The sequence below is a fragment of the Sporosarcina sp. USHLN248 genome (assembly GCF_037144575.1).
Classification (GTDB): domain Bacteria; phylum Bacillota; class Bacilli; order Bacillales_A; family Planococcaceae; genus Sporosarcina; species Sporosarcina contaminans.
In genome coordinates, this window is record NZ_JBBCZC010000030.1 from 38,605 (window position 1) to 47,672 (window position 9,068).

A 9,068-nucleotide genomic window follows, 5' to 3' on the forward strand; every position below is an offset into this window, starting at 1 on the left:
ATTCTCTTCAGTTGAACCATGACTTCACAGACTCTGCAAGGTCCGCGAAGAACTGTTTCACTTTTTCCCAGAACCCTGGGTCAATTTCACCGATTTTATCTTTAATTTTTGATGCCATATCAGATAGTTGGTCAGAGAGCTTACTGAAATCAATGTCCAAATTGCGAATCCGATCCATAAGGTCAATTAACAATTGACGATCTGCATCACTAAGTTCGATATTCAGTTTTTTCAGCTGATCGTTTACAATCTTCTCTACTTCTTCTTTCGTAGCCGGTTTGTTTTCGGCTATTGTTTTCTTAATTTCCGTTAATAACTCAGCAACTTTGTCTTGGTCGATATCCAAGTTCTTTGAAAACCTCGTTGCCAAATTCAATTCATCATTTGCGACATCTGTTCGCTCTGTATCCAATGTCTCGCCGGATACTTCATACGCTTTGTAAATACCGATGAGCGCAGATTCACCAGTTACCGCTTTCGGTGCAGCCACTTCTACAATCGCATCTTCAATTCCTGCAGTCAGCATCGCTGTCGCATACATTTCAGAAGTCACTTGTGTAATATGATCCGGTGTCACGATTGAAATGACAAGCCCTTTCCCTTTATCCTGCCTCGTAATTTTGGCGGATGAATACATTCTTGCCTTGTCATTGCCGTCCGTAATATATTTCACAAGATCTTTTCCATCTACAATGATTTCTTCATACTCGCCATCCTGCTCCACTTTCAAGCTTTTTCGAACGCTTTCCTTTTCAGCATCTGACAAGTTTGCTCCATAAACGACGACCGGCACACCTAATTTTTCATCTACTACTGAATCTGCCTTTGCTGCAGTCGGAATGACCATCCCTATACATAATGCAAAAATCATTACAAATGTTATAATCCGTTTCATTGTTTCTACCTCCTTTGTCATAAAATAAGTACGTTATGACGTAACAAAAGTTCCCCATTGCTTTTATTTCACAGAGGTCCAGCCATCGTTCTGCTCAATTTTTCCTTCTTTCATCAATTTCCCTAAAGCCCTTTTAAATGCCGCTTTGCTCAAACCGAACATTTCATTGATCTCATCAGGAGATGACTTATCCCAAAACGGCATTTTCCCGCCGACTTCAGTCAAATAATTGAGTATCATTTCCGCATCATCGCCTAAACGTTCCTGTTTCCGTGGCAATAAAGAACCGTTTAATGTGCCGTCTTTATGCACTTCGATAATGCGGACGTCAACGGCCTGTCCTAAACGGGGTTCTTGTTGTCGTTCCGACTGATGGACAAAAATTCGATAGTTGTCAGGGATGCTTAATAGAAAGGAGCCAACCGGCAATAGTCGATAAGGTCTTGCCGTCAATGTTTTGTTAAACACCGTTTCTGGGGCCTCATTGATCAGCTCCAACACTCGTTCCTCGGTCGCTAATCGGCCAAAGATATTGCCTCCTAAATCTGTCCGCAATGTCATGAACAATTCATCGTCCGTTTTCGGCCAAAGTGCTTTAACTCTCGGCAAATCCGCCTTATTGACGAGCACTTCAAATGATGAGCCGACATCTACATACGCACCTTCTTTCTCATCGATGCGGATAACCCGCCCCCAGCCGAATGTATCGCATGTAACGGACGGCAAATTTGCTGTTGCTGTCAATTCACCGCGTCGATTCATATAAAGAAATACTTCTATCGTGTCGCCTTCATTCAATGTTCCTTCAATTTCCGAGGCGTTCAGCATAATTGTTTGATCACCTGCTGACAACACCCATCTCGAGCCTTCTTTGCTTGCCACTGTTAGTCGGACATTATATCCCGGCTTTAGTTCTGTCATTTTTCATCTACCTCTTCCGCAATTGCTTGACGCTCTTTCAAATTACGAACAAATTCTTTATCTTCTTCCATTGCTTCAACAAGATCTGTAATCCGATCCATTGCGTTCCAACTTAAATGATGCTCGATTCCTTCGACGTCTTGATAAATATTTTGTTCTTCTACACCGATAATACGCAAAAATTGTTCCAATAACTCATGTCTGCGCAACAATTTCTTACCGAACTTCAAACCTTTTTCCGTTAGTTCAAGGCCTCTGTAACGCTCATAAATGAGATATCCTTCACGATCGAGCCGTTGCGCCATCTTTGTTACGGACGAAGGCAATACTGACAGCGCTTCCGCAACATCGGATACGCGCGCCTCTCCCTTTCCTTCAATCTGTAAATAAATCTGTTCAATATAGTCCTCCATACTTGGTGTTGCCACAGTTCCACCTCCAGTATGTATATTCCCTTGCGATTCTTTCTTGAACCCTGTCGACCAAGGCTGTTTATCATCTTTTCCAAACGGGTAAATTTACTATACCACTTCAAAGGGGTGAAAAAAATGGGTAAGGTTCTTTGGTTTATAATTGTCTTATTAGTAGCGTTCTGGTTAATTGGGTTTATTATGAAAATCGGGGGCGGATTAATTCACCTTCTATTAATTATTGCAGGCATTATTTTTGTCATTCAATTATTAACAGGAAGGCGATCGCTTTAAAGATAGAGTACCAATAATTGGACACACTACTATCTTGTTTGATTCTGATACCCACAGAACGCAAGTCATGCAACCGTTGATAGGTGAGCAAAGAAAGGTTTAATTCGTTATATTACTTCCCTATTTGCAGCAATTTAGGCAATTGCAGTCGTCTCAGAATGCCTCGACACGGCAATATTTTTCGGCTAAAAAGAGGAGCTATTCTGTTAGAACAACCTATCCAAATGGCTGTATACAAAGTGAAAGGGTACCTGTAGGGCACCCTTTCACTTTGTATACTATTTTATTTTCGCATAAATACAAGTGTTCCTCAAAGAACTACCATCTGCTGATAAGGAATCCTGCTTCAATACGCCTTCAAGCTCATAGCCTGCACGTTCCGCAACAGCACGGCTCCTCACGTTTTCTTCGTCGCATCGGATTTCCACTCTTCGTGCTCCTAATTCTTCAAAGGCAAATGCCGTCAATCTTTCAACAGCTTCCGTTATATACCCTTTACCTTCAAATTTCGTATCGACCCAATAGCCAATTTCGAATTTAGGAATAGACCAATCAATTCGGTGAAGACCTGTAGATCCTACAAATTCTCCTGTTTCCTTGGAAAACAGATGCAATCGTAAATCTTTCCTTGTAATGAAATCCGCAATGGACTCGCGTAAATTCTCTTCCGTCACATGAAGCTCAGGCTGCTGCTGGGCAAACGGCATCCAATTCCGAAGCGCCGGCAATGAATTGCGGATTGCATTCCAAACATCCAACGCATCTCCCACTTCAGGCATTCGGATTATTAATCTTTCCGACTCGAATTGACTTGGGAAGTCGGGAATCCTCTTTTTCTTTCGAGTTTTATGCTCTTCATCTTCCCAATGAACCGGCGTCGTCGTGCCAGCTAAAAAGTCTTCTCGCGTCATGCCGTATGTGACAGCGTCATAATACGAGTTCTCTTTCGGAGAAAACCATGCTTTCCGTAAATGCGCTTCCTTGACGAAGCCTGCACGTTCAAATGTTTTTCTCATTGCCAAATTGTCTTGTCGTGTATGACCTTCCAATCTAATCTTTTCTTCAGGAAGTCCAAAAACAAACTCTGTAATAAGACGGAGCGCTTGAGGTCCATAGCCGAAGCCACGGTAGCGATCTGCAATCCGCAAATCAAATAGCGGGATTTCATCTTGCAAATCATATATTTTTACGATCCCGACAATCTCCTCATCATCCGTTTGCACCCAAAATGTCTTCACTTCATCCGACTCATAGCCGCCTTCTTCAATCGTTTTTTCGATCAAATCTCGTTCGGGATGAGCATTGCCATGAAACGGCCAAGTGTTTGTCGTTAAAAAGTGAATCAGCTGCTCTTGCTCTTCCATCGTCCATTCTCTTAAACGCATTGCCTTCTCCCCCAATCACCTACTGAAAACTATTTACGAATACGGATGAGTCGCATGGAATTTAATACGACTAGTAACGTCGCCCCCATATCCGCAAAGATGGCGATCCACAATGTAAGCCATCCCGGAATAATCAACAGCAGTGCTACAATTTTTAAGCCTAATGCAAACATAATATTTTCTTTAATAATACGCAATGTTTTTCGGCTTAATTTCATTGTATATGGCAATTGGTGCAAGTCGTCTGCCATTAATGCGATGTCTGCCGTTTCAAGAGCAGTGTCTGTTCCTGCTCCCCCCATAGCAATCCCAACATTTGCAGCCGCTAAAGCGGGAGCATCGTTAATGCCGTCCCCGACCATCGCCACTTTATCGTACTTGCCGGACATTTCTTTGATCGCTGTCAATTTATCCTCGGGCATGAGCCCTGCACGCACGTCGGTTAAACCTGCTTGCTTTGCTATCGCCTCAGCAGTATGTTGGCTATCGCCTGTTAGCATGACCGTATGACGAATGCCAACTTGCTTAAGGCGATTCATCACTTCAAGGCTTTCCGCTCTTAACGGATCCGTAACCGCGATAAGCCCACGGAAGGTTTCATCCACAACAACTGCCATGACGGATTTTCCTTCTTTTTGCAAATCTTCAGCTTTGTCATTCATGACTGCCGGAATATTGCTAAGCTCAGATGCCCATTGAATGCTTCCGATATACGTTGCTTCCCCATCTACTACTGCATAGGCTCCTTTTCCGGTAACTGATTGGAAGTTTTCAGCGACCTTGCGCTTTGCGCCCATTTCTTTAGCATATTTGACGATCGCTTTAGCGAGCGGATGCTGTGACATCGATTCGACAGCAGCAACGGCAGACAACGTATGCTCTCTCTTTGTTCCTTCAATGATAAAATCAGTCACTTCTGGATAGCCTTTCGTCAATGTACCTGTTTTATCAAAGGCGATCGCATGAATTCTTCCCATTTCTTCAAGATGCACACCGCCTTTAATTAAAACACCATTCCGTGCGGCATTTCCGATTGAAGTTACGATTGCAACAGGCGTTGATATGACGAGCGCACATGGACAACCGACTACCAAAACGGCAAGTCCTTGGTAAATCCATTCATGCCATTCACCGCCGAATAACGGCGGTATGACAGCAACTAAAAAAGCAATGGCAATAATGGCTGGTGTGTAATATTTTGCGAATTTATCTACAAATTTTTGCGAAGGCGCTTTTTCGGCTTGTGCGTCTTCTACAAGGTGGATGATTTTAGCGATCGTTGTGTCTCCGCTCAGTTTCGTTACAGTTACTTCCAATGCGCCTTCTTCATTTAACGTTCCTGCGAAAACTTCATCGTCTTTCTGCTTGAAGACTGGAACAGATTCTCCTGTAATCGGCGCTTGGTTCACTGTTGACTGCCCTGATAAGACGACGCCATCCATCGCAATTTTTTGCCCCGGTTTCACGATGAGCACATCACCAATACGAATATCCTCAGTACGCAGCTCAACCAATTCGTCATTTCTTTTGACGATTGCGGATGAAGGTGCAATATCCATTAGCTGTCGGATTGATTGACGTGCTTTGTTCATCGAATATGCTTCCAGAGCTTCGCTTACCGCAAATAGAAAGACGACGACAGCACCTTCTTGCCATTCCCCGATTATTGCAGCGCCAATAATCGCAATCGTCATGAGCGTCTTCATGTCAAAATCCAATTTGAATAAGTTTTGAATGCCTGTTTTAAACATGCCCGCCCCGCCTACTACGATTGCAGTGGCGTACAATATAGTCGCTACAGTCGGAAGCGGCTGTGCTTTATATGTGAAAAAGACACCTGCAATCAGAAACAGGAACGATAACAGGGATACGATATTTTCTTTTCGTTTAAAGAATGGTGTCTTCTGTTCAGGTTCCTTTTTTGATAAAGGCACGACTTTTATGCCATCAAAGGCACCAGCGGATTGTAGTTCCTCCATCGTCGCATCACCGACGAAAGACAACTTGGAAGCGCCAAAGTTAACATTCGCCTCCACTACTTTCGGCAAATTTTTGACGTTATTCTCAAATTTCATTGCACAATTGGCACAACTCAAGTTTTCAAGCCGATACTCCGTTTTATTCGCCGTCGTCATACTGTTCACCCTCCTCAGAATGATCATGAGCAATTTTAACAAGATCGTAGACATGCGAATCCGCAAGTGAGTAATAAACCATCTTTCCTTTACGCTTCGATTTCGCAAGGCCGTGTTCACGCAAATAGCGCAAATGATGTGAAGCGGTCGCATTCGATGACCCGATGACTGCCGCAATGTCGCAAACGCACATTTCATCCTCACAAGTTAATGAATAAGCGATCTTTAGCCTCGTTTCATCAGCTAACGCTTTAAAGATTTGCACCATGCCCGAAACGTCCGGTATTTTCGCTTGAACTTCTTTTACAACATCCTCATGCACAACCGTAATATCACAAATATCTTTATCCATAACGCACCTCATTCAAATGTCCATTTGATTATCTTTAGTATATGTACCACGTAAAAATATTGCAAGGATAATCAAACAATTATTTGAATGTTTATTTTTTATTTGTCTAGAGACTGCTATAGTAAAGAAAACGGTTCATGAAAGGTGGATGCTTTATGGAGAGAGGGAAATGGAATTTAATTACTGATGTGCCTGGGGTAAAGGTTGGCCATGTCACTTTATATGAACAGGAAGGTGATGAGTGTGTCTGCACAGGCGTCACAGCAATTTTGCCCCACAGCAGAAACTTATTTGAAGAGAAAGTGACAGCAGCCCATTTTGTGCTGAATGGATTTGGCAAAACAGTAGGTCTTGTACAAGTTGAGGAGTTAGGTGTGATCGAGTCACCAATTATGTTGACCAATACATTTAGCGTTGGGGCCGTTTTGGAAGGAACACTCCAGTATATGTTGGATGAAAATGAAACTATTGGCGATTCAACAAGTTCCCTAAATATCGTCGTTGGAGAATGCAATGACAGTTATTTAAACTCAATGCGCCTCATGCGAGTCAGGCCGGAACATGCGATAAAAGCAATTCAGTCAGCGCACTCTGGACCATTTACGATGGGAGATGTCGGCGCGGGCAAAGGGATGATCTGCTACGATCGGAAAGGCGGTATTGGCTCCTCTTCACGCATCGTCAATAATGAGGATGTTCAGTACACAGTCGGCGTGTTGGCGTTAACGAATTTTGGACGGAAAGAAGAATGTAAAATTGACGAATGGCTACGCAAAAACGGCTTGCATGCTTCTCCCGCTTCGAACATAAAGGAAGCCGACATTGACAAGCCTGATGGTTCCGTCATTATTATTGTTGCAACGGATGCGCCAGTTAACGAAAGGCAGTTGAAAAGACTCTCCAAACGGGCAGCAATCGGGCTCGGGAGGACTGGCACGCATGTACATAACGGCAGCGGGGACATCATGATCGCCTTTTCGAATAGCCAAAACGTACTTCATTCATCCGACTCTGCCGTCCGGACGATGGACTGCTTGCGAGACGATCATCCGGTAATGAACTCGATGTTTGAAGCGGTCATTGAGGCTACAGAAGAAGCGGTCTATCAATCTTTATTGCACGCCGAAACGGTGGTAGGGCGTAAAGGTCGTGTTATTGAGAAGTGGCCGACTATCGCAGATGGTGCCCAATTCAACTCTTAAGTCTAGAAGAAACATTTGTAGCTAAATTATAGCCTACTGGAGTGCGACAGAAAATCTGTTTAAATAATGCTATATTACACTGCCCTTTGCCCCTAAGCAAAAGGGGGCCTGCTCTCGTGTGGCGTTTGAAAATTAGCAAGGGGCAGGTAGTATTTTGGAAATTCGCCCAAAAAAGTTTCCTAAACCCTTGCCAATTTCCATTTTCTCCGTTCCTATTTCCATACCGAAAGTCAGACTCAGCAAAAATAAATGTATTATCTTTCGCTCCCATCCCATACTTAAATACTTATTTCAAACACGCAAAAACAATCCTTATTTTCACAGAAAAAAACACAAGAGAGATCTCTCGTATCTTTTATGTCACAACCGCGCCCGATTGCAGAAGATCGGGCGCAGTTTGCTATAGAAACTGACCATCCGGAAAATCAAGATTAATAGTAGTATGATGCAAGATCGATTCATAAGCCTTGGCTTTTTCTGAAAACAGACGCATTAGAACAACAACGTCTAAGGATTCACTAGATAAAGCCCCCTCATCTCGACTTCCAATAAGCACTACGTCCGGTACTACAGTCCAAGCACCAGCATGATGATAGAAAGAAGCTAAAGATGGTTTACACGTGAATATGCCAAAATCTATGTCTTTTTGTTTTTCAATCCATTGAGTAGCCGCAGCGACTGTACGTAAACCTAATCCCTGACCTTGATACTTGGGGTCAGTTGCCACACAGCTAAGCCCAGCAATATTGTATGTTTGTCCTTCATGCCTGATAGTCTTATGCACCACACCTGCATAGCTAACCAACTTCTCATTTATATAGGAATAAAATGAGCGTGCATTAAGTTCTTTATCGTGAGCTTTCGGAATTGTTGGCCCCGGCATAGGACAAACATCTGGCCATACCTGATGTAGCATTGAGGCAATTCCACGTTGTAATGTATCAGGTGCTTGATTATAGTAGATTGATTGCACAATATTTGTCATTAATTTATGCCCTCACCTTCTGCTATTTCAAAGATGTTATTTTTCGAATCCTGCTCTTCAATTAAATTAAGCAGGTTTGTGAATGGTAAGTCAATATAGGTATACTTTTAAAGATGTAATAGAGAACTAATAGCAGTGCAATAGCTTTCAAACATAACACCCCTGTTTACTTTGCTGAATGTGGAGTGTTCATACACATACAAATACCACTCAAACCACACATTAAAATATTCCCCTAAAGAAAAAGTCAATGCTTGGGTTGTATCAGATACTAACCAATGCAGATTATCCGGATATAAAGGATATTTCATGAGCGCTTCTTTTTGCCATCTCTTTAGTTTTTTCAAATGTATGCTTACTTCGACCACTCCAGAAAAGAAGGGGCTGTCCAATAAGTCCCTAAAATAGAACAGGTGGCGAAAAACGAATCGTTTTTCGCCACCTGTTCTTGTATTTTTCTCATTCAATACTGAAAGTAGCACGCGGATG

General features: G+C 42.7%; 10 protein-coding genes. 2 read left to right on the forward strand and 8 right to left on the reverse strand.

Translation table 11 applies throughout. The annotated features are described in order from the left end of the window. Positions 1–7: 7 nt before the first annotated feature. The 3 genes from WFH04_RS12730 to mntR all read right to left on the reverse strand — a co-directional run bounded on the left by WFH04_RS12730 (position 8) and on the right by mntR (position 2,244). Positions 8–895 carry a DUF1002 domain-containing protein gene (locus tag WFH04_RS12730; RefSeq protein ID WP_381481280.1) on the reverse strand — a complete coding sequence of 296 codons (888 nt, stop codon included), beginning with the start codon at positions 893–895 and terminating at the stop codon, positions 8–10. 63 nt (positions 896–958) lie between these two features. Beyond that, on the reverse strand, positions 959–1,816 hold the full coding sequence (locus tag WFH04_RS12735) for a CvfB family protein (RefSeq protein WP_336824428.1): 858 nt from the start codon (positions 1,814–1,816) through the stop codon (positions 959–961). After that, positions 1,813–2,244 (reverse strand): transcriptional regulator MntR, encoded by a 432-nt coding sequence (mntR, locus tag WFH04_RS12740; RefSeq protein ID WP_336824429.1) that lies wholly within the window; start codon positions 2,242–2,244, stop codon positions 1,813–1,815. The genes WFH04_RS12735 and mntR overlap by 4 nt, the downstream gene beginning before the upstream one ends. Positions 2,245–2,364: 120 nt before the next feature. Between mntR and WFH04_RS12745 the strand changes: the two genes are divergently transcribed. Then, positions 2,365–2,520, forward strand: coding sequence for a lmo0937 family membrane protein (locus WFH04_RS12745; protein ID WP_336824430.1), 156 nt, complete (start codon positions 2,365–2,367; stop codon positions 2,518–2,520). A 278-nt stretch (positions 2,521–2,798) separates the two neighbouring features. Here WFH04_RS12745 and WFH04_RS12750 read toward each other — a convergent pair whose 3' ends face one another. From WFH04_RS12750 to WFH04_RS12760, 3 genes are read right to left on the reverse strand one after another with little or no spacing between them, the layout of a single operon-like run. Then, positions 2,799–3,905, reverse strand: a complete 1,107-nt coding sequence (locus WFH04_RS12750; protein WP_336824431.1) for a GNAT family N-acetyltransferase — start codon at positions 3,903–3,905, stop codon at positions 2,799–2,801. Between the two features lie 29 nt (positions 3,906–3,934). Beyond that, entirely contained in the window at positions 3,935–6,040 is a 2,106-nt protein-coding gene (locus tag WFH04_RS12755) for a heavy metal translocating P-type ATPase (RefSeq protein WP_336824432.1), read from the reverse strand. After that, on the reverse strand, positions 6,024–6,392 hold the full coding sequence (locus WFH04_RS12760) for an ArsR/SmtB family transcription factor (RefSeq protein WP_336824433.1): 369 nt from the start codon (positions 6,390–6,392) through the stop codon (positions 6,024–6,026). The genes WFH04_RS12755 and WFH04_RS12760 overlap by 17 nt, the downstream gene beginning before the upstream one ends. Before the next feature lie 155 nt (positions 6,393–6,547). Between WFH04_RS12760 and WFH04_RS12765 the strand changes: the two genes are divergently transcribed. Then, on the forward strand, positions 6,548–7,594 hold the full coding sequence (locus WFH04_RS12765) for a DmpA family aminopeptidase (protein WP_336824434.1): 1,047 nt from the start codon (positions 6,548–6,550) through the stop codon (positions 7,592–7,594). 400 nt (positions 7,595–7,994) lie between these two features. Here the strand turns inward: WFH04_RS12765 and WFH04_RS12770 are convergent, their stop codons facing one another. Both WFH04_RS12770 and WFH04_RS12775 read right to left on the reverse strand, forming a co-directional pair. Next, a complete protein-coding gene (locus WFH04_RS12770) occupies positions 7,995–8,579 on the reverse strand; it encodes a GNAT family N-acetyltransferase (protein WP_336824435.1) in 585 nt (194 codons plus the stop codon). A gap of 107 nt (positions 8,580–8,686) precedes the next feature. Further along, the coding region (locus WFH04_RS12775) for a hypothetical protein (RefSeq protein WP_336824436.1) at positions 8,687–9,068 on the reverse strand (382 nt) is incomplete at its 5' end.

Coding starts and splice junctions, on each gene's coding strand:
- WFH04_RS12730 (WP_381481280.1), bottom strand. CDS start 895: ATGAAACGGATTATAACATTTGTAATGATTTTTGCATTATGTATAGGG.
- WFH04_RS12735 (WP_336824428.1), bottom strand. CDS start 1,816: ATGACAGAACTAAAGCCGGGATATAATGTCCGACTAACAGTGGCAAGC.
- WFH04_RS12745 (WP_336824430.1), top strand. CDS start 2,365: ATGGGTAAGGTTCTTTGGTTTATAATTGTCTTATTAGTAGCGTTCTGG.
- WFH04_RS12750 (WP_336824431.1), bottom strand. CDS start 3,905: ATGCGTTTAAGAGAATGGACGATGGAAGAGCAAGAGCAGCTGATTCAC.
- WFH04_RS12755 (WP_336824432.1), bottom strand. CDS start 6,040: ATGACGACGGCGAATAAAACGGAGTATCGGCTTGAAAACTTGAGTTGT.
- WFH04_RS12760 (WP_336824433.1), bottom strand. CDS start 6,392: ATGGATAAAGATATTTGTGATATTACGGTTGTGCATGAGGATGTTGTA.
- WFH04_RS12765 (WP_336824434.1), top strand. CDS start 6,548: ATGGAGAGAGGGAAATGGAATTTAATTACTGATGTGCCTGGGGTAAAG.
- WFH04_RS12770 (WP_336824435.1), bottom strand. CDS start 8,579: ATGACAAATATTGTGCAATCAATCTACTATAATCAAGCACCTGATACA.